This window comes from Cohnella sp. CFH 77786, assembly GCF_019400745.1.
Classification (GTDB): Bacteria; Bacillota; Bacilli; order Paenibacillales; family Paenibacillaceae; genus Cohnella.
Genome location: NZ_WJIB01000024.1, coordinates 49,619 through 74,071, shown reverse-complemented (window position 1 = coordinate 74,071; position 24,453 = coordinate 49,619). Strand labels below are relative to the sequence as shown.

The following is a 24,453-nucleotide window of genomic DNA, read 5'->3' as shown; positions in this document are numbered from 1 at the left end:
TCAAGATGAGATTTCCCAGTATGTAAGACCCCTGGAAGAACACCAGGTTGATAGGCCCGGGGTGGAAGCGCGGCAACGCGTGCAGCTGACGGGTACTAATCGGTCGAGGGCTTATCCTACGCAGCAGCCCACAGGTTGCACGGTGTTTCATCAATCAGCACGATGTTTCGTTTCGCATCCAGTTTTCAAGGCGCAAACCCGCAACGCATTGCTATGCAATGTTGTCTGCGGTTCGCGGACTGTGACGATTTCATCGCACAGGGGGCGCAAACCATTCAGGCACTTTAACGTTAACTACGTTAAGGTGTCTTTTTGTTTATCCGGAAACGGCTTCCGAGGAGTAAATCGGGCATGAATTAATCGCAATGTTCCTGATCTGCAATGTATACAGCAATGTTTCCCCTATCGCTTCTTTCGGCGACGAAGCTTATACAACCACTGTGTGGTTGTCCCAAGTGAATATACGATAATGAATAGCATCACCAGCCACCCGATTAACGGAATGCTCGCGAATGCCGTAATGAGCGAGGCTCCGATGATCAGTCTAACACGCTCGTTGGGAGTCCACTTCTCCTGCAAAAGGCCTCCGATCTCATAACTCAAGGAAGTAATCCCTATGACGAACGCGGCAAACAAGAACAAAATAACAACGAGCAGTAAAGGGATTCCGATGAGCGTGACAACGCAGAGCAAGCTGAATCCAATCAGGATTGCGCCGCTTAGAGCTCCCAGATACAATTGTTTTCGCCAGGACGTATTCGGCTCGCGCTTAACCCACGCTGCGGCTTTGCTCCATCCGATGAAATGGACCAGCACCGGTATAACAATCAACAAGAGACTCCCTGCAAGCTGAACGGTCCATAGCCCGGCAACCAATCCTCCTCCGATAAGAAGGCTGTTCTGTGTTACGGTATCGAGCGAAATATTATGGATATCGTCACCGGTTAGTGCGCCTTCATCCTGCGTAATCCGCCCGCCGATCACAACAATGGTTCCGTCAACCCTCGCGCTTGCGGCTAGGTGTAAGTTCCCGTTCACAACAACAACCGCCCCCGTTGCATGACCAAGAATGTCGGCATCTCCTCCGACAACATAGAGGTCGTCAACCGTTTGTCCCGCTGGGACTAACGTCTTTGCATGTTCGAACAGGCTGCTTGCGGATACGCTTTGAGGCAAAAGAAGCAGTATGGCTGCGGCGAGCAATCCAACAAAGTGATATATTTTTTTCATGTTTACTCCCCTCACCTGGCCGTCGATCGCAGTAACCGGCGAAGTGACAGGATGGAAGCAATAAGCAAAATAAGCGTGAGAACACCCGCTACACCTGAGAACAGCGGCATATCCGCCACTGCAAGTGACGTGGTGTACAACAGTGCCTTTCCGATGACCAATAAGCCCTTCAGGAGTTGAATTGCGAGCGGCCAGCATGCAACGGCTACAAGTCCGAAGAGCATCACAGCAAGCATCGGCACGAAAAGCCATAGCTTCCCCAGATTCCGCACCCTATATTCACGTGCAACTGCCTCAATAACACGGTTCTCAAAGCCGTCAGGCTCGCTAATCGAGAACATAACCGATGAGAACGTCCCTTTGAGCTCGATGAATTCCTCCAGCAACGATCGGCAGGACGGGCAATTTTCCAAGTGTGCATCGATTCGATCTCGCTCTTCTTGATGAAGTTCCCCGTCAAGGTAAGCCGACAATTCGTCTTCGGGGTGCATGTGTTAGTTCCCCTCCTCTTTGTTCCAGATCTTCCGAAGCGACATCCTTGCCGAGAACAAACGAGATTTAACGGTACCAATCGGGATTCCCGTCAGTTCGGCAATCTCTTCATAACGAAAGCCTTGCACGTCATGCAACAGCAGGATTTCCCTGTGATCGACCGAAAGCCGTGCCAGCGCTTCTTCGATCGAAAACTTTAACGCAGGATCAACGCCGTAAAGGTCCGGGATCGTTTCGTTCGGCATCTCTTGGGTCTTTACATTCTTGGCACGCTGTTTCAGTTTATCCTTGCATAGATTCGATGCGATACGCAGGAGCCAACTAGAGAACGCATGAACATCATCAAGGTTACGAAGAGCAAGAAAGGCCTTGATGAAGATTTCCTGGGCCGCGTCCTCAGCTTCACCGCGGTCGCCCAGCATACCGTATGCATGACGAAAGACATAGCCTTTGTTGCGGATAACGAGCTCCGAGAACGCTTCCTGGTCGCCGCGTCTTGCCCGATCGATTATTCGGCTTAGCTCTTCATCCACCACACTTTTTCAACTCCTGCCGGTAAGGAACCTCCCAACACGACATCAGTTCCCAACGGTTCGCAATTTACGGAGAATCTCCAGAAGCATCACATTGAGACTGATCCATACGCCGCCGAACACATACCCGGCAAATACGTCGCTGGGATATTGAACCTGGAAATAGATCCTGCTGATGCCAACCGTTAGACAGACACAGATTACAACCCAAATAACGGGTACGCGGATATAGCGGTATGGATAATAGCGCAGCAGGAGGAAGGCCGAAAATCCGTATGCGGTCAATGAGATCAGCGTTTCCTCGCTTGGAAACGTATTAAAGAGCTGCACACCCGCCACAACCGGTCCGGAACGATGAAATAACCCGCGTAACATCTCCTCGAAAAGTTCCCCGCCGGCTATAACCCACACGAGAAAGGAAAGGTCCAGCCTGCGTTCCTTGCTGTGCAGGACGATCCAAAGCGCCGTCAGCGCAATCAAGGGGCCATATAGATAAAAGGTGCCGAACCGTGAAAAGGCATGCATCCATTCACTCCACGGCCTGCCGTCTGTACGTGCGGTACGCATAGATCACCCCAGTCAGGAGTGCCGAAGCGATACCGATGATGATCATGTACCGGTTGACCGTCCTGTGATAATGCTCCCATTTGGGACCAAGCATCTTACCCAAGGAGATGAACAAACTCACCCAGAAAAAAGCACCGGTATAGGCAAAGAGAGAGTAACGCCGGAACGGCATGCGTGTAATACCGCAAAAATAACCGGAAATATGCCGGACACCCGGGATAAAATAAGCCGTGAAAAGCAGCTTATCGCCGTAATTCCCAAACCAGAGGGTCAGCTTGTCTACTCGTTCTTCCGTTAGATGGACGTGTTTTCCGTATCGCGCCACGAACGGACTTCCTAACCGATAACCGATCCAATAAGAAAGCGTCATTCCGATCAAGACCCCTGAGCCTGCAGACAGGATGCTGAATAACCAACTCAGTTTATGTTCATAAACGGAGAGACCGATATAGCTCATCATCATTTCACCGGGAAGCGGCAATGCCAGCATTTCGAGGCACAGGAATAGAAAGATAAGCCCATACCCGTAATGTTCCAGCAAATTCGTCACGATGTCCAGGTTGATCGCCTCCCTATGCAAAACAAAGCGGATCCAGCAACCCTATGGTCATTTAACGGGCGAGCAGGGCTTATTGATATCATTCCTGCTCACACCGGCTTTTAACACGATCCCCGATCGACGGCGGCAGCCGCTTTCACGGCTCGCCTTTGTATCTTCTCGGCCAAACGCTTCCTTCTATCCTTTCATACAGCCGAATGATCTGAATAAAGACTCTCTGTATCGGTTCCGAGTTTGCGTGGCAAGCATGAATGGCGACAGCTGTGCCTGTGCCCAAAATAAAGCCCGAAAGCACATCTAAAGGATAATGAACGCCTGTCCACACCCTCGAAACGGTTATTCCTGCAGCCAAAGCCAACCATGCCCGTCCTTCTTTGCGATGGCTGTTCCAAATCGCTGTTGCGACAGCGAATGAAGCGGCAGCATGATCACTTGGAAAGGAAGCATTGGCGGCATGCTGGATAAGAAGATGAACGTGGTGGTCGACGAATGGGCGATTCCGATAGAACAGACTGCCCAGCACTGACGAGGCCCCTAACGCGGCACAAGCCGCAACCAATGCTTCAACGACCATGCGGCGGTTGAACTCGGTACGCGTAAACCAGTACATGGTGATACCCAAAAAGAATACATACTCTCCGTCCATAGATAAGAACTTCATAATTGCGTCCATAAGCGCAAAATGACCGGCCATTCCATTAATGGCTTGAAACAACGGATAATCGATACTTTGCATGAGGGGTGCCTCTTTCTCTGGAGTATGGTTTATGAATGAAAGACTGTTGCTTTGATGAAATTGTTCAATTGCATTCAAGTTTATTTACAGATAAAAACACTACAGAGTGAAACGCACTTATTCAATACTTCATGATCTCAACATTTACAAAGATCTACGTTGAGTCCCAATTAATACCACCCATATTCCATTGACATATCATGAATTATCGATATAATAAGAGACATGGATCCAATTGAAGTGTTCAAGGCGTTGTCTAACGAGTCGAGGTTACAGATCTTACAGTGGCTCAAGGAGCCGGAAAAACATTTTGTGCCCCATGAAGGAGTGGATATGACGACAATCGGGGTATGCGTCAGTCAAGTGACGGAAAAGTTGAATATGACGCAGTCAACGGCTTCGCAGTATTTGTCCATTCTGCAACGGGCGGGTCTGATCCGGACCGAACGGATCGGCAAATATACGTACTACAAACGCGACGAAGAGAAAATACGCGAGTTGGCTGCTTTCTTGAATCAGGAACTCTAATCTGAACTGAATACCTCATATGTATTCAGTTTTTATTTGGTCCAACATATCGACATATCGGGATATGTAATTTTGAATAATGAATCCTCATCTTGATAACCATTAAACTACAAAGAAGGAGAAGTGAACGCATTGTCAAACACGTGGAAGGTCTATTTCTTGGCATTGGTTACTTTTTTGGTTGGCACATCCGAGTACGTCATTTCCGGCATTTTGGATAAAATCTCGGACACGATGGGCATTTCCGTTACTTCGGCGGGACAGCTCGTGACGATTTTTTCCTTCGTCTATGCCATCAGCACCCCAATCCTCATGGCCCTGACGGCAAGGGCGGAAAGACAAAAGCTGCTCGTTTGGGCTCTGGGTATCTTCGTGGTTGGGAATGTTCTGTCTTTCGTTCTGCCTGGATATCCCTTATTTGTCGCAGCCCGTGTCATCATGGCTCTAGGCGCCGGTATGGTCGTGGTAACCGCTTTGGATGTTGCGGCCAAAATCGCCGCTCCGGGCAAACAAGCCAGCGCCATTGCCACCGTCGTAATGGGCTTTACGGCTTCCTTGATTATCGGCGTGCCTCTTGGACGCATCGTTGCAGCACAACTCGGATGGAAATCCGTTTTCGGTATATTGGCACTGGCCGGTTTAGTGGCTATGTTCGTTCTATACGCCGTCATCCCTCGGGTTCAAGGGGATAAACCGGTTCCGTTGACCAAGCAGCTTGCCTTCTTGAAAAACGGAAACGTAGCGCTTGGTCTGGCGATTACCTTCTTCTGGCTCGGTGGATACTCGATCGCCTACACCTACATTTCACCGTATCTACTTGATGTTGCCGGCTTGAAGGAAGGTATGTTGAGCGGCGTCTTGTTGGCGTTCGGCATCGCGAGCTTGGTCGGGTCCAAATTCGGCGGATTCAGCACGGATAAATGGGGAGTGTTCCCTACGTTGTCCGGGGGAATGCTCTTGCATGTCGCAGCGCTGCTTCTTCTCTCACTTACCGTCACCTTTACGCATTCGTGGCTGCCAATTGTCATCATCTTGGTCTTGTGGTCTTTCGCAGCTTGGTCTTCTGGGCCGACTCAGCAATATAATCTGGTTCAGATTGAACCGAATTACTCGGGGATCATGTTAAGTCTGAACCAATCCATGATGCAATTGTCGATGGCTGCCGGTGCGGCAATCGGAGGCGTCATGATCGATCAAGTGTCCCTGTCGTCGGTAACTTGGGTCGGGATGATTGGAGTCGCTCTCGCAATCGTCGCGGTGTTGATCCTGAAAGTGCGGATGAGTGCAGGCAGGCAAAGGGCCGGTGTGTTAAGCGGCAATTAATGCAAAAACAAGCCCAACTCGCCATCATAGCTCGTTGCCGTGAAAAGTGATCGCCGGATCGATGCCTCACGAGTAAATTTCAGCCGTGCCCCGAACAGTCGAGACTTTACAGCTCCAATGGACATCTTCATGGCCTTGCTGATTTCCTCCAACGACATCTCAAAGTAGTACTTGCTCATAAGCAATTCCTTGTCCTTCTGGGGGAGCTGATCAAGAAGAACCGTCAGCTCCTTTTTTCGTTCCTTTTCAAGCAAAGCCGTTTCCGGATCGTTGTAGTCTACTCCATCCAGGGATACGTTTGGCCTTGCTTTCTTTCGTCTTATCTGATCCAAACATAAGTTTTTCGTGATCCGGCAGATCCAGGCGGAGAAGTTTTTGCTTGGGTTATATCGATGTGCAGATAGACGCGAAGGAAGGTTTCCTGAAGAACGTCCTCGCTCTCATGCTTGTTTTTTAGGATTCGGAAGGCGAACGAATAAAGAATTTGATAGTATCGATCGGTGAGTTCCTTGAAAGAGGAGGTCTCCCCGTTTCTGATTTGTTGAACGAGCGTCTCGATTTTCGATTGATCGGGCCAGTCTTTCATGAGTACCTCCGCTTGTATCACAGTCGATAACGCGCGATCAAATTTTGAACGCTCTTCGCTTGTGTCAGCTTTTGATAAATGAGGAAACCAAGCACGCCGCCAAGAGTGTTAGCGATGATATCGTTAATATCGGTACTTCTGCCGTTGCCAAGGGTAACCCGGATGATCAACTGCATCAGCTCAAGCGCGAGACTGGCGCAAAGCGTAGACTTCGCGATACTCGCGACCCGGTTTAGGGTAGATTTCAACAACGGCAGGCTGCATCCGAGCGGTATCATCATGAGAATGTTCAGAAGAAAGGTTTTGACGTCAATGGTCAGGATCGGAATAAAATTGATGCTCTTCAACCAAGGTGTCTGGTTGGCAAATCGGCCGATGTTTACTTCAATCGGGAAGAGGACCAAATGAAGTACAGAGACGGAATAAAGGGTAAAAGTCAGCAGCAAGACAAACTGCCTGACGGGATAAACTTCCCGGATAAAAGTCTTCGTTCCCCAAAAAATGATAAGAACGAGGAGCAGCGGAACCAAAACGTACCACGAGGGTATCGTAAATTGTACAGCCAACGGGCACAACCCCTTTCGTGACGTAACGTGCGGATTCTTGCTTTCTAAACCTTTTTCAAAGTTATCAACGCGAAACTTGGCGGATTAAAAAGGCGGAACCTTGCAAAAGCGGGGCCGCTTGCGCCAAGGCCGGGGGAAACGTATTGCGTATGTCCGTTTACGGTATGGACACCCGCTACATTCACCTTGCCGGGGAATAAGCCATCGTTCGGTGCATGGAAGTTCCGTGCCCAGCATGCGAGGCAATCCCGCCGTTACGAATGGATGCACGGCCATTCCGATGATCAGGCCGCAAGCAATCGAGCCCATCGAGCAAATCGCGCTTTCGATCAGAAGCACCTTGTGAATATGCTTTTTCTCGAGCCCCAGTATGTGGTATAGACCCAGCTCTTTTTTTCGGCGCTTCATGATGTAGCTGTTGGCATAAAGGAGAAAGAGAACGGCGAGGACGGCAAACAATCGATTGCCGAACTTCATGAAATCCACGACGGCATTTCCGCCCGGCACGGTTTTCAGCGCCGCATCCGCGCTAAGGCTGCTCACGATGTAATAAAGCGAGATCAAGATGATGCAGGTGATCAGGTAGGGCAGCATCATCGAAGCGTTTTTCTTCAAATGGGTTACTGCCAACCTGCCATACAGTTTGTTATTCATGCTTCTTCCCTCCGGCCGACATCCCGGAAAGGACGCTGAATATCTGCGGTTGAATATCTTCGTCCGCGGAACGCTTGGAAACCTCGCAGATGACTTTGCCGTCCTTAATAAAAAGAACCCGGTTGGCGCACCCGGCAGCTTGCACGCTATGGTTTACCATCATGATGGTTTGCCCTTCCCGGTTGAGGTCATGAAACTGTTTCAAAAGCTCTTCGGAAGAACGGGAATCCAGCGCACCGGTCGGCTCGTCCGCCAAGATCAAGCTTGGGGATGTAATCAACGCACGGGCCACCGCAGCCCGTTGCTTCTGACCTCCGGAAGCTTCATAAGGGTATTTTTCGAGCAGCTTCTCGATTCCTAATTTCCGAACAAGCGGCTCCAGCTTTTCTTTCATTTCTTTGCTGGAACGGTCGGACAATACGAGCGGCAGAAGAATGTTATCCTTGAGGTTGAAATTGTCGAGCAGGTTGAATTCTTGAAACACGAAGCCAAGATGTGCCCGCCGGAAGGAGGATAACTCCTCCTCTCGAATGTCCGCATAGTTTTTCCCATTCATTAAAACAGTTCCCTCTGTCGGACGATCCAGCGAAGCCATTATGTTCAGCAGGGTGGTTTTTCCCGAGCCGGACTCTCCCATTATCGCAACATACTCGCCTTGTTCAACGGTAAAGGTTATTTGGGACAGCGCCTCGACTTCGTTTCCGCCGAATCGTGTTTTGTATATTTTTTTCAGGTTTTTCACTTCTAAAATGGGCATGCCTGCTCCTCCTATTATCCTTTCATAAAGCAAAACACCCTTGCTTCAGTACCACTATCGTACTGAAAGCAAGGGTGTGATTTATCCGCGGAGTCTCGCGGAAAACCGATTTTTTCATACGGGATTTCTTACGATTTTCCTACGAAAGGGGGAGCTCCACGGAAAAGCATATTTGATCGTCATGACTGGATGCGGAAATCCGACCTTGATGCAGTTCCACCATTTGTTTGGCGATGGCCAATCCGAGTCCGGAACCGCCGGTGCGGGAAGAGCGTGAAGCGTCCAACCGATAGAACCGCTCGAAAATGCGTACCCGTTTTTCTTCTGGAATCGGATGGCCGCTGTTCACGAAATTCAAGGTAACCGCGGTATCCGAAACGGAAGCCGTAATTCGAATTTCACTGTTTTCAAAGCTGTAAGTAACGGCGTTGCGAATCAAATTGTCGAAAACCCGAAGGATTTTGTCCGCATCGCACCGCAGCTGAAGATCCGCAGGCATATCTAAACGGCATTGGAGGTTCTTTTCCGCTAACATCGGCTGAAATTCGAAAACCAGTTGTTCCAGCATGCGCGTCAGATTGATTCTGCTATACTCCAGCGTAATGCGGGATATATTGAAGCGGGTGATTTCGAAAAACTCATTGATGAGGTCATCCAGCCGTTCCGAATTTTGCAGGGCTACCGCAACATACCGGTCATGCATTTCCGGCGAAATCCGTTTCTCGTCCCGAAGCAGCGTTAAGTATCCGATAATGGAGGAAATCGGCGTTTTCAAATCATGGGCAAGATAAACCAGCAAATCGTTTTTCCGTTGTTCCGCCTCACGGGCTTCGACTTCCTTGACCTTTATTTTTTGCCTGACTTGATTGAGCTGCTCTTGCGTTTCGAAGAGGATGGAGGGCAGTTCCACCGGCTTCTGTTCGTCTTCACCGATGATCTGTACGGCTCCGACCACTTCCGCCAAGTAAGAAACGAGCTGCAGCCACTGCACGCAAAAAATGATGGCCATACACAAAGCAAAGCAAGCGGTTCCCAGCAGCATGATGCGATTCTCAATCCAATTCAGTACGCCTTCATACGCTGGAAACAGATTTTCAACCCATACGACGACGGCAGCAATAACTGCAATGAGGACAAAGCTGAAGGCGGACAGGACCAGGAAGCGCAGGAGAAAACGTCTCATCAGACGTTTTCTGATTAGATACTTATTCAATTTTATATCCGACTCCCCACACGGTCTTAATGAATTTCGGCTTCCGTGCCGGTTCGCGAAGCTTGTCCCGCAATCTGCCGATATGGGCCATCACCGTATTATTGTTATCCATGAACTTTTCTCCCCATACCGCTTCGAAAAGCTCTTCCGAAGAAACGACATTCCCTTGATGCTCGCATAAATACCAGAGAATCGAGAACTCGATTGGGGTCAACGTCAGCTCTTCGCCGTATAGGGTGCAGTTGTGCGTTGCTTTGTTGATGACGAGCCCTCTAATATCGTGCTCTACGGTTTCTTTGTCCTCTGCACGGATCGAGGACCGTTCATTATACTTCCAATATCTGCGAAGCTGTGTTTTGACTCTGGCCATGACCTCCATGGGATTAAAAGGTTTGGTGATGTAGTCATCCGCGCCGATGGTAAGACCCGTGATTTTATCCGTATCCTCGATCTTGGCCGTTAGCATGATAATGGGATAGAAATGCTTTTCCCGGATTTTCCGGCAAAGGGTGAACCCGTCGATATCGGGCAACATTACGTCCAATATCGCCAAATCCAGTTCCGTTCGTTCCACGCACCGTAAGGCTTCGGTTCCGTTTTCAAACTTATATACGGTAAATCCGTCATTTTTCAAATATACTTCCAGAAGATCCGCGATATCTTTATCATCTTCTACAAGTAATATCTTTTCGCTCACGATATTTCCGTACATCCTTTCCCGGGAGCGCGGATGATGATCACCCCGCAATTTGTTTTTAGTTTGATTGCACGCCGCGATGATGTCAAGCCGATGGACCTTGGATTGGTATGAGGAACATCCGCAAAAAGCAAACTGAAATCACCGTGCCCCTTTGGTAATTAAAAAGGGGTATTTTAGTGCACACTTTGAGTTGAGGATTCCTGACGATCAAACAGGTCAACTTTGTGTCGGAATCCACGCCAACTTCGCGTTGAACCGTCATCGCCCACCACTTGGCAACGGCGGGAAAAAGTCGTATAATGAATTTAAAGTCAAAGAAAGTCAAAGTCAGATTGTTTGCGGAGGGAGGATGATACGTTGCGCAACATTTCCGATCTCATCGAACAATATTTAAAGCAGATCCTCCAGAACAGTTCGGAAGGCGCCGTCGAAATCCAGCGTAGCGATTTGGCCGAGAAGTTTTCTTGCGTACCGTCCCAGATCAATTACGTCATCAGCACGCGGTTTACCTTGGAAAAGGGATACTACGTGGAAAGCAAACGGGGCGGCGGGGGGTATATCCGCATACAGCGTGTGGATCTGCCTTCCTTGGAGGCCGTCCAGCGGCACATCCACCAGACTGTCGGCGAACGGATCGACCAGACGGCGGCGGAAGGCTTGATTTACCAGCTGGAGGAAGCGAGTTTCCTGACGGAGAGGGAGGCCCGCATGCTGCGTGCGGCCGTCTCCCGCGAAGTGCTGGCGCTCAAGCTGCCGCTTCGCGACGAAATCCGCGCCAACGTCCTAAGGGCCATTTTGATCGCCCTGCTTGCGAGATAGCAGGGCACGAAGAAGGAGTGAGTCCCCGATGCAGTGTCAGGAATGCGGAAAACGCCCGGCTACGCTGCATTTTACGAAAATCGTCGGCGGAGAGAAGACGGAGCTGCATATTTGCGAGTCCTGCGCACGGGACAAAGGGGAGTTCATCCCTGGGACGCAAGGCGGTTTTTCGATCCACAACCTGCTCTCCGGCTTGCTCGATTTCGAACACGCCGGCGCCGGCGCGGCCAAACCGCCGGCCGTACGCTGCGACTCCTGCGGCATGACGTACTCCCAGTTCAGCAAGATCGGGAGGTTCGGCTGCAGCAACTGCTACAAGCAATTCGGAGAACGCCTGGACCCGCTGCTCAAGAGGGTTCACGGCAATACCGTCCACGTAGGGAAAGTTCCGAAACGGGCAGGCGGCAAGGTGAAGACGAAACGGGAGATCGACCGGCTCAAGCAGGAGATGCAAAGCCGCATCGCCCGCGAGGACTTCGAATCCGCCGCCAAGCTCCGCGACCGTATCCGCGAATTGGAGAAGGAGATGGGTGCGGGTTGACCGCAAGAAAGGAGGTGAGGCCGTGGCCAAACGCAATTTCGTCAAACACGCTTTAAGCCAATGGATGCAGAAGGACGGGCCGGAATCCGACGTCGTGCTCAGCAGCCGAGTCCGGTTGGCCCGCAACCTGAAGGGCTCGCCGTTCCCGATGCTCGCAACGCCGGCGCAATCCCAAGAAGTCATGGATCAGCTGCTTGGCGTGGCGGAGAACGGGCGCTTGAACGGCCTTGGGCCGCTGGAGCTGATCCGGCTGTCCGAGCTCACCGAACTGGAGAAGCTGGTGCTCGTGGAGAAGCACCTCATCAGTCCGAACCTGGCGAACGAATCGCGCAACGGCGCGCTCATTCTGGACCAGCAAGAGGACGTCAGCATCATGGTCAACGAGGAGGATCACCTCCGGATCCAATGCATGAGGCCGGGGTTCCAGATCCGCGAGGCTTGGGAAACGGCCAGTCTCATCGACGACGTGTTCGAGGAACAGATCGATTACGCGTTCGACGAGAAGCACGGTTACCTGACCAGCTGCCCGACCAACGTCGGAACCGGCATCCGCGCTTCCGTGATGATGCACCTGCCCGCTCTGGTGCTGACCGGCCAGATCAACCGGATTCTCTCCGCGGTGACGCAGGTCGGCCTGGCGGTCCGCGGACTGTACGGCGAGGGCAGCGAAGCGACGGGCAATCTGTTCCAGGTGTCCAACCAGATCACCTTGGGACAGTCCGAGCAGGAAATCATCGAGAACCTGCACCAGGTAGCCCGGCAAATGATCGAGCACGAGAGGGCTGCACGGTCGAGGCTGCTGGCGGAATCGAGAACCCGCGTCGAAGACCGGGTTCGCCGTTCCTACGGGATTCTGTCCCACGCCGCGATCATGGACTCCAAGGAAGCGGCGCAACGGTTGTCGGACGTCCGCTTGGGCATCCATCTCGGCCTGTTGCCCCAGGTGCAGGCCAAGACGCTCAACGAGCTGCTGGTCTCGACCCAGCCCGGATTTCTTCAAATGACATACGGGGAGGCCTTGCACCCGGAGCAGCGGGACGTGACCCGCGCGGATCTCATCCGGGGGAGACTGGCGGTTTCTTCCTAAATCCATTATCCTTAAATGAAACAGGGGAGGTGTTGTCTCATGATGTTCGGAAGATTCACCGAACGCGCGCAGAAGGTGCTGGCACTCGCCCAGGAAGAAGCTGTGCGCTTGGGACACAACAACATCGGTACGGAACACATCCTGCTCGGTTTGATCCGGGAAGGCGAAAGCATCGCCGCCAAGGCCCTCATCGCCTTGGGGCTCGGACTTGAGAAAATCCAGGACGAAGTCGAATCGCTCATCGGCCGCGGCCAGGAGCAGCCGACGAACATCGCGTATACCCCTCGGGCCAAGAAAGTGATCGAACTGTCGATGGATGAGGCGCGCAAGCTCGGCCATACTTACGTCGGCACGGAGCATATTCTGCTCGGCCTGATCCGCGAAGGGGAAGGCGTGGCCGCCCGGGTTCTCAACAACCTCGGCATCAGCCTGAACAAGGCGCGCCAGCAAGTGCTGCAGCTGCTTGGCAGCAACGAGAGCGTGCAGTCGAACCACGGTCCGTCCGCGAACGTCAGCACGCCGACGCTGGACGGTTTGGCCCGCGATTTGACCGCCAGCGCCAAAGACGGGAACATCGACCCGGTCATCGGCCGTTCCAAGGAAATCGAGCGCGTCATCCAAGTGCTGTCGCGCCGGACGAAGAACAATCCGGTCCTGATCGGGGAGCCGGGCGTCGGCAAAACCGCCATCGCCGAAGGTCTCGCCCAGAAAATCGTAAGCAACGAAATTCCGGAAACGCTGCGCGACAAGCGCGTCATGACGCTGGATATGGGCTCTGTCGTCGCCGGAACCAAATACCGCGGCGAGTTCGAAGACCGCTTGAAGAAAATCATGGACGAAATCCGCCAAGCGGGCAACGTCATTCTGTTCATCGATGAGCTGCATACACTGATCGGAGCCGGCGGCGCGGAAGGCGCGATCGACGCCTCCAACATCCTGAAGCCGGCGCTCGCCCGGGGCGAACTGCAATGCATCGGCGCGACGACGCTCGACGAATACCGCAAATACATCGAGAAGGACGCCGCGCTCGAACGGCGCTTCCAGCCGATCACCGTCGATCAGCCGTCGCCGGATGAAGCGATCCAAATCCTTCACGGCCTGCGCGACCGTTACGAAGCCCATCACCGCGTGAAGATCACGGACGAGGCGATCGAAGCCGCGGTGAAATTGTCGGACCGCTACATCACCGACCGCTTCCTGCCGGACAAGGCGATCGACCTGATCGACGAAGCCGGTTCCAAAGTCCGCCTGCGCTCTTACACGGTACCGCCGAACTTGAAGCAGCTCGAGGCGCGTCTCGAGGACATCCGCAAGGAGAAGGACTCGGCCGTCCAGAGCCAGGAATTCGAGAAAGCCGCCGCGCTTCGAGACACCGAGCAGAAGATCCGCGAAGAGCTCGATTCCACGCGGAACCAGTGGAAGGAGAAGCAAGGCCGCACCGATTCCGAAGTGACGCCCGAGGACATCGCGCAAGTCGTGGCGAGCTGGACCGGCATTCCGGTCAGCAAGCTGGCCGAAGAGGAAACCGAGCGCCTGCTCAAGATGGAAGACATCCTCCATGACCGGGTCATCGGCCAGGACGAAGCCGTCAAAGCGGTCGCCCGCGCCGTCCGCCGTTCGCGCGCCGGTCTCAAGGATCCGAAACGCCCGATGGGATCGTTCATCTTCCTCGGCCCGACGGGCGTCGGCAAAACCGAGCTGGCCCGCGCCCTCGCGGAAGCGATGTTCGGCGACGAGAACGCGGTCATCCGCATCGACATGTCGGAGTACATGGAGAAGCACTCGACCTCGCGCCTCGTCGGAGCGCCTCCCGGATACGTCGGCTATGACGAAGGCGGCCAGCTGACCGAGAAAGTCCGCCGCAAACCGTATTCCGTCGTGCTGCTGGACGAAATCGAGAAAGCCCACCCGGAAGTGTTCAACGTGCTGCTGCAAGTGCTGGAGGACGGCCGCCTGACCGATTCCAAAGGCCGCACGGTCGATTTCCGGAACACGCTGATCATCATGACGTCGAACGTGGGGGCCGAGCAAATCAAGCGGAATTCGACGCTGGGCTTCACCGCCGTTCAGGATGCCGCGCGCGATTATCAGCAAATGAAGGAGAAGGTGCTCGGAGAGCTGAAGAAATCGTTCCGCCCCGAGTTCCTGAACCGGATCGACGAAATGATCGTATTCCACCCGCTGGAGCAGGAGCATATCGCCCGCATCGTGTCCCTGATGGCGGAAGACTTGCGCAAACGCCTCAAAGAACAGAACGTCCAGTTCGACCTGACGGACGCCGCGATGAGCTTCCTAGCCAAGGAAGGCTTCGATCCGCAGTACGGAGCCCGTCCGCTTCGCCGGGCCATCCAGAAGCACATCGAGGACCGGCTGTCCGAAGATCTGCTGCTCGGGAAGATCCACAAAGGCGATACGCTCGTCATCGATGAGAAGGACGGCGAGCTCGTCGTCCGCAACAAGGACGAACTGGCCAGCCAGAAAGCGTAACGATCCCATACGTTTTGCCGAAGCCGCTCCCGGTTTGCCGGGGGCGGCTTCGGCACGCATATGCGTCAATCAGGTACTTTATTTCGGCGGGTCTTCGTGTTGAATCCCCTGCCGATCGGTCGGGCATCGCGGAGCCGAGGCGATTAGACGGAAAACCTCCCGCGATTTTTGCGCTCTGGCAGCAAGCTTATCATTAGTGGGAAAACTTCCCTCTAATTTCGGCGATTCACGCTCCAATGGGGATTTCCCGCGATTTTAGTGGGAGGTTTTCCCTCTAAATGTCCATATTTCGCGAAATGACCGAAATTAGCGGGAGATTTTCCAGCTAAGATAAACGGCGGGATGAATCCGGCAAGCTGCTTCATAAAAAGCCGCATCTAGATGGTGTCCTGCGAAGGCATCATGTCGCCCAGACATTCTGGGAAAGATGCCCGAGCCCAGCCCCGTCACCCCCGCTCCAGGCGGGCCATACCCTATACGAGGGCCAAGTTTCGGGGAGGGATCTCGATGTACGGCGGTTGGAAAACCTGGTGGTGGAAGCGCCCCATTACGTTGCTTGCGGGATTGGCGGGGGCGGTGCTGCTGCTTCTGCTGCTCAGCAAGCTGCTGCTGGTGCTGGCGTATTTGTCCGGCGGCGTCTTGATTTTGCTAATCGTGCTTTGGTTGATATGGCGATGGTGGTGAATCGGTGTTACACTTCATAGAGTGAGCGTTTCCGCAGAAGGGGTAACCGAGGACCCATGGCCAAAATCAAAGTCAAATTCGCCTGCACCGAATGCGGGACCGAATCGCCCAAGTGGATGGGCAAATGCCCGGGCTGCGGCGCCTGGAATACCATGGTCGAGGAAACCGAGACCGTGGTCAAAGCGCCGGTGGGCCGAACCGAAGCGGTTCGGACGAAAGAAAAGGCGCGTTCGATCATAGATATAGAAAGCGGCCGCGAACCCCGTATCGCAACGGGGCTCTCGGAGCTGAACCGGGTGCTGGGGGGAGGCCTCGTCCCGGGTTCGCTGCTTCTTGTCGGAGGAGACCCCGGCATCGGCAAGTCGACCCTGCTTCTGCAGACGTCCAATCGGCTGGCCGCGCAAGGGCTGAAGGTGCTTTACGTGTCGGGAGAGGAATCCGTCCGGCAGACGAAGCTGCGCGCGGACCGGCTCGGCGCCTTGTCCGACCGGCTTTTCGTCCTCTGCGAGACGAACCTCGACTTCATCGAAGAAGCCGTTGCGGAGGCGCAGCCGGACTTCCTCGTCATCGACTCGATCCAGACCGTCTATCGTCCCGACGTTCCTTCCGCCCCGGGCAGCGTGGCTCAAGTCCGCGAGTGCACCGCGCAGTTCATGCGCATCTCCAAAGGCAACGGAGTCGCGACGGTTCTGGTCGGCCACGTCACCAAGGAGGGGGCGATCGCCGGTCCCCGTTTGCTAGAGCATATGGTCGATTGCGTGTTATATTTCGAGGGAGAACGCCATCATTCGTACCGCTTGCTCCGCGCGGTAAAGAACCGGTTCGGCTCGACGAACGAAATCGGCATTTTCGACATGACGGAAGAGGGCCTTCGCGAAGTGACGAATCCGTCCGAGCTGTTCCTGTCGGAACGGCCGCTCGGCGTTTCCGGTTCGACGGTCGTGGCGAGCATGGAAGGAACGAGGCCGGTGCTCGTGGAGCTGCAGGCGCTGGTTTCCCCGACGCATTTTCCGTCTCCGCGCAGAATGACTTCCGGCATCGACCACCATCGCATGTCGCTCGTCATCGCCGTGCTGGAGAAACGCATGGGCATGTTCCTGCAAAATCAGGACGCCTATGTCAACGTAGCCGGCGGCGTGAAATTAGACGAGCCCGCGGCGGACTTGGCGGCAGCCGTCAGCTTGGCTTCGAGCTTCAAGGATCTGCCGACGAAGGCGGATGACGTGATTTTCGGAGAGGTCGGGCTGACGGGCGAAGTGAGAGCGGTGTCGAGAGCGGAGCAGCGGGTGAAGGAAGCGCATAAGCTCGGCTTTAAACGGGTGATTCTACCGGAACAGAGCCTCAAAGGCTGGCAGCCGCCCGCGGGCATGCGGCTCGTCGGGGTACGGACAGTGGCGGAAGCGCTGAAGGCCGCTTTGGAATAGGGGGTGTCATCCGATGAAAGAACAGAAAGATAAAGAGAAGGAAAAAGAGAAAGAAAGTCCGCAGGACACGATGAACCAGCTGCTTCGGATGGTCGCGCCGGGCACTCCCATCCGGGAAGGTTTGGAGAACGTGCTTCGGGCCAAAACGGGCGGACTGATCGTCGTCGGCTACAGCCCCGAAGTGATGGAAGTGGTCGACGGGGGATCGCCTTGAAGGAAATGGGCGTCATTCTGACGAAAGCGAACCAGGCCATCCAGACGCTGGAGCGGTACCGGGCGGTCTTCACTCAGGCGCTGACCAACCTGTCCGCGCTCGAGTTCGAGGAGCTCGTCACCATGCACGAAGTGGCCTATGTGCTGCAACGGGCGGAGATGGTGCTGCGTATTAAGAATGAGATCAACCGCTACGTGCTCGAGCTCGGCAACGAAGGCCGGCTGATCAGCATGCAGATGGAAGAGTTGATCGGCTTGGCGGATGAAGAGGCGAGGCTGCTCATCAAGGATTACGCCAAGGACGCGGGAGACGACAAGGTGCGGGAAATCCAGCACGCGTTCAAAAAGCTGTCCTCCGAAGAACTGCTCGACAACGCCCACTTGTTCCGGCTGCTCGGGTATCCGTCGATCAGCTCCGTCGCCGAGGAAGGGCTGCATCCCCGAGGGTACCGCATGCTAAGTAAAATCCCGAGGCTGCCGGGCGTGATCATCCACAACCTGGTGGACAGGTTCGGCGCATTGCCCCATATCGTCGTCGCCACGATCGAAGAGCTGGACGAAGTCGACGGGATCGGGGAAGTCCGGGCGCGCGCCATCAAGGAAGGATTGAAACGAATCCAAGAGCAGGTGTTTATTGACAGACAGATATGAGGGGACTACAATGAGGGTTGGCACTTGTGCTGTCTGGAAAAGAACCGGCAACTGTCCTTCCGGGAGAAAGGAAGCGGCATTGCGTCATGAATAAGTTTGGATTTGTCGTACGTTTTACGGGATTGGGCATAGTAAAGTCGAGGTGGAAAAGATGATCGCGAAATCCATACCGAACGTGTTCACGATAGGCAACCTGGTGCTCGGTGTCATCAGTATCATCCTTTCGTTCCACGGGGAAGTGAATAGTGCCGCCCTGCTCGTCATCATCGCGATGCTGCTTGACGGATTGGACGGCCGCGTCGCGAGGGCGCTTAATGTCACCAGCGAGTTCGGCAAGGAGCTCGATTCCCTCTCCGACGTCATCTCTTTCGGTGTCGCTCCCGCGTTCATCATGTACCAAGCGGCTTTCATGGAAATGACGCCTCCGGCGCTGGCCTGGATCGCGACCGCGATTTTCCCGATCTGCGGCGCCCTTCGCCTGGCCCGTTTCAACGTCATCGACGGGATTCCAGGATACTTCATCGGTTTGCCGATTCCGGCCGCGGGCGGCGTTCTCGCCACGCTGGCGCTGTTTCATAACGAACTGCACGTTTCCCTGCTGATCATCAGCACATTGGCTCTGTCGTTCCTCATGATCAGCAACATGAAGTACCCGAACTTCAAGAAGCTCGGCCTCCCGAAGGCGGCCATGTGGGCCATTCCCCTCGTCGTGGCGGGCGCGGCCATCCTGGCGTATCTGTTCCAGCAAGCGATCCCGAAGGTCATTCTGGCGCTGCTGCTCCTGTACGCGCTTTGGGGCTTAAAAAAAAACGTTGAGCGGCTTGTGCCGCGAAGACGCCGCCGGCATCGCGCGCATGCCGAGGAGCGCCGCGAGCATAACGCTTGAGCAGCCAGCGCAGACATCTCATCTAACGGCATCGGATCCGTTTCCCGGGGGGGAGGGCCGATGCTGTTTTTATTACGGCGGCATGGCATGAATGGCGATCCGGCTTCTTCGTCCAAGCTTCGTCAAGCCCCCGTGCATACCGAAAAGCGCACCTGAATCTGCCTCTTGCGGGAGGAGATCCGGGTGCGCTTTTTGTTTCATTGAGCCATCTTGACTCACGTCAAATTGAAAAATCCGAGCGTCGAGCATTTCTCGGCTTCCTTCTGCACGACATCTTCCATGTCGATATGGAGGAGGTTGCAGAGGGCCGACAGGTAGAAAAGGTTTTTGCCCATTTCGCCGCGGATGGCGTCACGGCAGGTCTCGCACAGCTCGCCGTCCATATGGGACTTGGATTGACGCAGCGCTTGATCGAACGCCATATCCTCGGAGAAGCCCTGGTTCCGCGCATTCAGCTCGATGCAGCCGCATTCGGTGATCGATTTGGCGACGGCCCGGTTGACGGACGCGCCCGCTTGGCTGAACTTCGTGACGACGTCGAGCAGGCTTCGATGGCGAAGCAACAGTTCCGATACTTGCCGCTGAAATTCGTGCAACGTGGGTGCGCTCATCCGGTCCACCTCGGTTACTCATTTTCGCTTCAACCCCATTATAGTGCATGGAAATAGCGATTTCAAAAGGAGAAGCCGAGATGAGGAAGTTTTCATCGACGCCCGGAAGCGAGATTAACCCTGCCGAAATTGGAACATACTAGTAACGAATTGGATGAGGAATCGTAAGGAGTGATCGTCGGAATGATGAAAAGAATGATTCAAGCGGTGGGCCTCATTATGGGAGCTTTGACCGGTCAAGAGTTGTCTGCTTGGAGATCGACCGGAGCGGCGGCATGGATGGATCCCGTGCTCGGAGCGCCAGCCGCCATGTCGGCCGGAGGCGGCTCCTATGGCGCCGTAATCGGCGCGTTCGTCGGGCTGCTTGCGGCGACGGCGCTGGCGGGACCCTTGACACGGGCGCTTCAACAAGGCATCGACCGCGCGGCGGGCGTGCCCGCATCGGACATGCTGCCGGGAGCGGCCGGGCTCGTGCTCGGCGTAGGTTTCGCCGTGCTGCTGTATCCGTTCGTCTCGGACATCCCCCGCGTCGGTCCGCTGCTGGCGGCCGTGACGGCGTCGGTTCTGGCCTATGCGGGAGTCGCCATCGCGGTGCGCAAGAAAGAGGAGATCGGCGAATGGCTGCGCCTGCGCCGGACGGCCGAGCCGCCGAAAGAGGAGCAGTCGCGGTACGAGGAGCACAAAATTTTGGACACGAGCGTCATCATCGACGGCCGCATCGCGGACATTTGCAAGACGGGCTTCATCGAGGGCACGCTCGTCATCCCCGAATTCGTCCTGGAAGAGCTGCAGCATATCGCGGATTCGTCGGATCTGCTCAAGCGGAACCGCGGCCGCAGGGGGCTGGATATTCTGAACAAAATCCAAAAGGAGCTCGACGTGAAGGTGCTGATCTACGAGGAGGCCGTCGAGGAGCCGGGCGAAGTGGACAGCAAGCTCGTCAAGCTGGCCAAGGCGATGCGCGGGAAAGTCGTAACGAACGACTTCAATCTGAACAAGGTGTGCGAGCTGCAGGGCGTGTCCGTACTGAACATCAACGATTTGGCCAACGCGGTCAAGCCGGTCGTGCTTCCCGGAGAGGAAATCGTCGTCCAGGTCATCAAGGACGGCAAGGAGCATGGCCAAGGCGTCGCCTATTTGGATGACGGCACGATGATCGTCGTCGAAGGCGGCCGAGATTTCATCGGCACGACGATGGAAGTGCTCGTCACGAGCGTGCTGCAGACTTCCGCGGGACGGATGATCTTCGCGAAGCCGAAGCTATTGGAAAAAGCGCTCTGAACAGGTATGATAAAAAAATACGGGCGGGACGCGCGCGTGCGTTCCCGCTCTTCTGCATTTTATAACGGACAGAGGGGATTCGCGATCATGAAATGGGGAGCCGTCATCGTGGCGGCCGGACGCGGGACCCGGATGGGCGTTGCCGACAACAAAGCGTATCTGCCCGCGGCGGGACGACCGATTCTGGCTTACGCGATCGAGGCGTTCGAAAGATGCGGGCGGGTGGAGGAGATCGTCATCGTCGCCGGTGTTGGCGAGATCGGACGCGCGGAGGCGCTGGTCCGTGCCGAACGGTTCGGGAAGGTGGCCGCGGTCGTGGCCGGCGGGGCCGAGCGGCAGGACAGCGTCGAAGCGGGGGTCGCCGCGCTGCGGACGGAGGGCGTGCTCGTGCATGACGCCGCCCGGCCGCTCGTGACGCCGGAGTTGATCGCAGCCTGTGCGGACGGGGCGGAAACATGCGGCGCGGCGACGCTGGCCGTTCCGGTGAAGGATACGATCAAGGTGGCGGAGGGAGGCCTGATCGTGTCCACGCCGGACCGGTCTTCGCTCTGCGCCGTCCAGACGCCGCAGGCGTTCGGCCGGCTGGCGCTGCTCGAGGCGCACCGGCTGGCCCGGGAAGCCGGAGCCTCCGCGACGGACGACGCGATGCTGTTCGAGCGGCTCGGACGCAAGGTAGCCGCGGTGCCCGGTCATTATACGAATTTGAAAATCACGACGCCGGAAGATTTGCTCGTGGCCGAGCTGTTTCTGGAGCGGCGGCGGAGGGAGACGTAAGATAGCGATGATTCGGATCGGACAAGGTTTCGATGTCCATCAACTGGCGGAGGGCCGCCCCTGCATTATCGGCGGCGTTGAGATTCCTCATGAGAAGGGGCTGCTCGGCCATTCGGACGCCGACGTGCTCCTGCACGCGATCAGCGACGCGGTGCTCGGCGCCTTGGCGCTCGGCGATATCGGCAAGCATTTTCCCGATACGGACCCGGCCTACGAAGGGGCGGACAGCGTGAAGCTGCTGAAGCACGTATGGGGATTGGCGTCGGAGCGCGGGTATCGGCTCGGCAACGCGGACGCGACGATCATCGCCCAAGCGCCGAAGATGGCCCCGCACATTCCGCAGATGGTGCGGATCATCGCGGAGGCGCTCGAAGCGGAAGAAGGACAGGTGAACGTGAAAGCGACGACGTCCGAGAAGCTCGGCTTCACGGGCCGGGGAGAAGGCATCGCCGCCCAGGCGGTCGTCTGCCTCCTCGAGCGGCAGGGGTAGCGGGGTCAGCAAGCGACGGCCGTGGGGCGAATAACGGAACCCTGTTCCGCTATTTTGAAGAATATGACGTTCGCAGAGTGAATAACGGAACCCCGTTCCGCAGTTTCGCAGCAAGTGGCGTTCGCAGAGTGAATAACGGAACCCCGTTCCGTTATTTCGCAGCAAGTGGCGTTCGCAGTGCGAATAACGGAACCCCGTTCCGCTATATCGCCGCAAGCGACGTTCGTAGAGCGAATAACGGAACCCCGTTCCGCTATTCCGCAAAGATCTCGTTGAACCATTTTATCGCTGGAGGGTACACTCATGAATACGTCTGTCCGCGTCCGGTATGCGCCGAGTCCTACCGGACATCTACATATCGGAGGCGCGCGCACGGCATTATTCACGTATTTGTTCGCCCGGAAGCACGGGGGACAATTTATTCTGCGCATCGAGGACACCGATTTGGACCGCAACGTGTCGGGCGCCGCGGAGGAGTTCTACAACGGGCTCCGCTGGCTCGGCATCGAATGGGACGAAGGAGAGGACGTAGGCGGTCCCTACGGTCCCTACCGCTGTACCGATCGGATGGACATTTACCGCGAGCTCATCGATCGGCTGCTTCGGGAAGACAAGGCCTATTTTTGCTACTGCACGGAAGAGGAGCTGTCGCGGGAGCGGGACGCTCAAATCGCGGCCGGCGAAACGGCCAAGTATTCCGGCCGCTGCCGCCATTTGACCCCGGAGCAGCGGGCGGCCTTCGAGGACGAGGGACGCAGCCGGACGGTTCGTCTCCGCACGTCCGCGGGCGAAACGCTTGCGTTCCGCGACCTGGTCCGCGGCGATATCTCTTTCGAGGCCGACGGCAACGATTTCGTCATCGTCAAATCGAACGGCATGCCCACCTACAACCTGGCCGTCGTTATCGACGACCATTTGATGAAAATCACCCACGTGACGCGGGGAGAAGAGCATATCTCCAACACGCCGCGGCAAATGCAGATTTACCGTGCGTTCGGCTGGGACGTTCCGGAGTTCGCGCACTTCAATTTGATTTTGAACGATGAAGGCAAAAAACTGTCCAAACGGGACGAATCGATCCTCCAGTTCATCTCCCAATATCGGGACCTCGGCTATTTGGAAGAAGCGATCCTGAACTTCCTGGCGCTGCTCGGCTGGTCCCCGGGAACGGAGGAGGAGATTTTCTCGAAGCCGGAGCTGATCGAGCTTTTCTCGTTCGACCGCGTCAACAAGTCCGGCTCGATCTTCGATCAGCGGAAGCTGGCGTGGATGAACAACCATTATTTCAAAAAAGCCGAACCCGAGCGGATCGTCCGGCTGTGCGCGCCCCAGCTGCAGAAGGCCGGACGCCTGCCGGAATCGCTCGACGAAGCGCAGACGGCATGGATGAACGTTCTGGTCTCCCTGCACCAGGAGAAGATGAACTGCGCCGCCGACATCGTGCCTTTGTCCGACCTGTTCTTCGCGGACGCGGTCGTGGTGGAGAACGACGAAGCCCGGGCGGTGCTCGCCGAAGAGACGGTTCCGGCGGTGCTGTCCGCTTTCGCGCGGCAAATCGAGGCGGCGGGATCGGAAGGCTTCACGGTCGACGGCATCAAGGCCGCGATCAAAGCGGTCCAAGCCGAAACCGGTGTGAAGGGCAAAGGCCTGTTCATGCCGATCCGCGTTGCGCTGACGGGACAGATGCACGGTCCGGATTTGAACGGCACCGTCTGGCTGCTCGGACGGGATCGGGTGCTGCGGCGGCTGGCCGAAGCCGCGGGGGGCCGGCAGTAAAGGCAGGGACACTAGAGCCGCCATCGGTGCATTTCCCTTGTCACTGCAAGGGGGATCGGCTATACTGGTGGTAAATAACCGAAGAGCGACGAACAGGAGAGTACGTTCGCGACTGGAGTGACCAGAGAGGGCGGCCTTGGGTGGAATCCGCCTCATTCCTTCCGAACGGAAATGCGCCTGGGAGCCGCGCCGCCGAGCGGACCCGAGAAGATCGGATCCGGGTAGGCGGCGCCGGGCGGACCCCGTTACCAGCCCCGAGGTGGAGCCTCGCATGCGCCATGAATT

The 24,453-nt window shown here is 55.6% G+C and carries 25 protein-coding genes, 1 rRNA gene and 2 pseudogenes; 15 read left to right on the top strand and 13 right to left on the bottom strand.

Annotated features, from left to right (window positions below; all coding sequences use genetic code 11):
• Positions 1-119: ribosomal RNA gene (locus tag GE107_RS24825) — 23S ribosomal RNA — on the top strand; the annotation flags it as partial.
• A gap of 283 nt (positions 120-402) precedes the next feature.
• On the opposite strand, the gene GE107_RS24820 is transcribed toward GE107_RS24825, so the two are convergent.
• The 6 genes from GE107_RS24820 to GE107_RS24795 form a co-directional block, all read right to left on the bottom strand.
• On the bottom strand, positions 403-1,230 hold the full coding sequence (locus GE107_RS24820; protein ID WP_219644243.1) for a hypothetical protein: 828 nt from the start codon (positions 1,228-1,230) through the stop codon (positions 403-405).
• An 11-nt stretch (positions 1,231-1,241) separates the two neighbouring features.
• Complete coding sequence (locus GE107_RS24815; RefSeq protein ID WP_219644240.1) at positions 1,242-1,721, bottom strand: anti-sigma factor family protein; 480 nt, start codon at positions 1,719-1,721, stop codon at positions 1,242-1,244.
• A gap of 3 nt (positions 1,722-1,724) precedes the next feature.
• Entirely contained in the window at positions 1,725-2,258 is a 534-nt protein-coding gene (locus tag GE107_RS24810) for an RNA polymerase sigma factor (RefSeq protein ID WP_219644238.1), read from the bottom strand.
• A gap of 42 nt (positions 2,259-2,300) precedes the next feature.
• Positions 2,301-2,780, bottom strand: coding sequence for a phosphatase PAP2 family protein (locus tag GE107_RS24805; RefSeq protein ID WP_219644236.1), 480 nt, complete (start codon positions 2,778-2,780; stop codon positions 2,301-2,303).
• Positions 2,781-2,784: 4 nt separating this feature from the next.
• Positions 2,785-3,402 carry a DedA family protein gene (locus GE107_RS24800; RefSeq protein ID WP_219644234.1) on the bottom strand — a complete coding sequence of 206 codons (618 nt, stop codon included), beginning with the start codon at positions 3,400-3,402 and terminating at the stop codon, positions 2,785-2,787.
• 115 nt (positions 3,403-3,517) lie between these two features.
• Positions 3,518-4,117, bottom strand: coding sequence for an undecaprenyl-diphosphatase (locus GE107_RS24795; RefSeq protein WP_219644232.1), 600 nt, complete (start codon positions 4,115-4,117; stop codon positions 3,518-3,520).
• 225 nt (positions 4,118-4,342) lie between these two features.
• Between GE107_RS24795 and GE107_RS24790 the strand changes: the two genes are divergently transcribed.
• Positions 4,343-4,645, top strand: a complete 303-nt coding sequence (locus tag GE107_RS24790; protein WP_219644231.1) for an ArsR/SmtB family transcription factor — start codon at positions 4,343-4,345, stop codon at positions 4,643-4,645.
• 132 nt (positions 4,646-4,777) lie between these two features.
• The gene (locus tag GE107_RS24785; protein WP_219644228.1) at positions 4,778-5,968 is read left to right on the top strand and encodes an MFS transporter; all 1,191 of its coding nucleotides are present in this window, start codon (positions 4,778-4,780) and stop codon (positions 5,966-5,968) included.
• Here GE107_RS24785 and GE107_RS26840 read toward each other — a convergent pair.
• From GE107_RS26840 to vanR, 6 genes and pseudogenes are all read right to left on the bottom strand, one after another.
• Positions 5,965-6,554 (bottom strand): annotated as a pseudogene (locus GE107_RS26840) (RNA polymerase sigma factor). The gene GE107_RS24785 and the pseudogene GE107_RS26840 sit on opposite strands and share 4 nt — an antisense overlap.
• Before the next feature lie 17 nt (positions 6,555-6,571).
• Complete coding sequence (locus GE107_RS24770) at positions 6,572-7,120, bottom strand: VanZ family protein (RefSeq protein ID WP_255570843.1); 549 nt, start codon at positions 7,118-7,120, stop codon at positions 6,572-6,574.
• Positions 7,121-7,204: 84 nt separating this feature from the next.
• On the bottom strand, positions 7,205-7,774 hold the full coding sequence (locus GE107_RS24765; protein ID WP_219644222.1) for an ABC transporter permease: 570 nt from the start codon (positions 7,772-7,774) through the stop codon (positions 7,205-7,207).
• The gene (locus GE107_RS24760; RefSeq protein ID WP_219644220.1) at positions 7,767-8,531 is read right to left on the bottom strand and encodes an ABC transporter ATP-binding protein; all 765 of its coding nucleotides are present in this window, start codon (positions 8,529-8,531) and stop codon (positions 7,767-7,769) included. Before GE107_RS24760 ends, GE107_RS24765 begins: the two co-directional genes overlap by 8 nt.
• A gap of 139 nt (positions 8,532-8,670) precedes the next feature.
• The gene (locus tag GE107_RS24755) at positions 8,671-9,714 is read right to left on the bottom strand and encodes a sensor histidine kinase (RefSeq protein ID WP_219644219.1); all 1,044 of its coding nucleotides are present in this window, start codon (positions 9,712-9,714) and stop codon (positions 8,671-8,673) included.
• Positions 9,715-9,736: 22 nt separating this feature from the next.
• A complete protein-coding gene (gene vanR / locus GE107_RS24750; protein ID WP_219644217.1) occupies positions 9,737-10,441 on the bottom strand; it encodes a VanR-ABDEGLN family response regulator transcription factor in 705 nt (234 codons plus the stop codon).
• Positions 10,442-10,801: 360 nt separating this feature from the next.
• Between vanR and GE107_RS24745 the strand changes: the two genes are divergently transcribed.
• The 8 genes and pseudogenes from GE107_RS24745 to pssA all read left to right on the top strand — a co-directional run bounded on the left by GE107_RS24745 (position 10,802) and on the right by pssA (position 19,236).
• Positions 10,802-11,263, top strand: coding sequence for a CtsR family transcriptional regulator (locus tag GE107_RS24745; protein ID WP_219644215.1), 462 nt, complete (start codon positions 10,802-10,804; stop codon positions 11,261-11,263).
• 28 nt (positions 11,264-11,291) lie between these two features.
• The gene (mcsA, locus tag GE107_RS24740) at positions 11,292-11,804 is read left to right on the top strand and encodes a protein-arginine kinase activator protein McsA (RefSeq protein WP_219644213.1); all 513 of its coding nucleotides are present in this window, start codon (positions 11,292-11,294) and stop codon (positions 11,802-11,804) included.
• Positions 11,805-11,826: 22 nt separating this feature from the next.
• On the top strand, positions 11,827-12,891 hold the full coding sequence (gene mcsB / locus GE107_RS24735; RefSeq protein WP_219644211.1) for a protein-arginine kinase McsB: 1,065 nt from the start codon (positions 11,827-11,829) through the stop codon (positions 12,889-12,891).
• Positions 12,892-12,930: 39 nt separating this feature from the next.
• Positions 12,931-15,378 carry an ATP-dependent protease ATP-binding subunit ClpC gene (clpC, locus tag GE107_RS24730; protein WP_219644209.1) on the top strand — a complete coding sequence of 816 codons (2,448 nt, stop codon included), beginning with the start codon at positions 12,931-12,933 and terminating at the stop codon, positions 15,376-15,378.
• A gap of 507 nt (positions 15,379-15,885) precedes the next feature.
• A complete protein-coding gene (locus tag GE107_RS24725; RefSeq protein ID WP_219644208.1) occupies positions 15,886-16,062 on the top strand; it encodes a hypothetical protein in 177 nt (58 codons plus the stop codon).
• A gap of 56 nt (positions 16,063-16,118) precedes the next feature.
• Positions 16,119-17,486: a DNA repair protein RadA gene (gene radA / locus GE107_RS24720; RefSeq protein WP_219644206.1), complete on the top strand. Its 1,368-nt coding sequence runs from the start codon at positions 16,119-16,121 to the stop codon at positions 17,484-17,486.
• A gap of 13 nt (positions 17,487-17,499) precedes the next feature.
• A pseudogene (gene disA, locus GE107_RS24715) lies at positions 17,500-18,350 on the top strand (DNA integrity scanning diadenylate cyclase DisA).
• Between the two features lie 151 nt (positions 18,351-18,501).
• Positions 18,502-19,236 (top strand): CDP-diacylglycerol--serine O-phosphatidyltransferase, encoded by a 735-nt coding sequence (gene pssA, locus GE107_RS24710; RefSeq protein ID WP_219644204.1) that lies wholly within the window; start codon positions 18,502-18,504, stop codon positions 19,234-19,236.
• Between the two features lie 215 nt (positions 19,237-19,451).
• Here pssA and GE107_RS24705 read toward each other — a convergent pair whose 3' ends face one another.
• A complete protein-coding gene (locus GE107_RS24705) occupies positions 19,452-19,847 on the bottom strand; it encodes a nucleoside triphosphate pyrophosphohydrolase family protein (protein WP_219644202.1) in 396 nt (131 codons plus the stop codon).
• A gap of 183 nt (positions 19,848-20,030) precedes the next feature.
• On the opposite strand from GE107_RS24705, the gene GE107_RS24700 reads away from it, so the two are divergent.
• From GE107_RS24700 to gltX, 4 genes are all read left to right on the top strand, one after another.
• Positions 20,031-21,128: a PIN/TRAM domain-containing protein gene (locus GE107_RS24700; protein WP_219644200.1), complete on the top strand. Its 1,098-nt coding sequence runs from the start codon at positions 20,031-20,033 to the stop codon at positions 21,126-21,128.
• An 87-nt stretch (positions 21,129-21,215) separates the two neighbouring features.
• Positions 21,216-21,902 carry a 2-C-methyl-D-erythritol 4-phosphate cytidylyltransferase gene (gene ispD / locus GE107_RS24695; protein ID WP_219644198.1) on the top strand — a complete coding sequence of 229 codons (687 nt, stop codon included), beginning with the start codon at positions 21,216-21,218 and terminating at the stop codon, positions 21,900-21,902.
• Positions 21,903-21,909: 7 nt separating this feature from the next.
• Positions 21,910-22,392 carry a 2-C-methyl-D-erythritol 2,4-cyclodiphosphate synthase gene (ispF, locus tag GE107_RS24690; RefSeq protein ID WP_219644196.1) on the top strand — a complete coding sequence of 161 codons (483 nt, stop codon included), beginning with the start codon at positions 21,910-21,912 and terminating at the stop codon, positions 22,390-22,392.
• A 303-nt stretch (positions 22,393-22,695) separates the two neighbouring features.
• Positions 22,696-24,168 carry a glutamate--tRNA ligase gene (gltX, locus tag GE107_RS24685; RefSeq protein WP_219644194.1) on the top strand — a complete coding sequence of 491 codons (1,473 nt, stop codon included), beginning with the start codon at positions 22,696-22,698 and terminating at the stop codon, positions 24,166-24,168.
• Positions 24,169-24,453 lie beyond the last annotated feature (285 nt).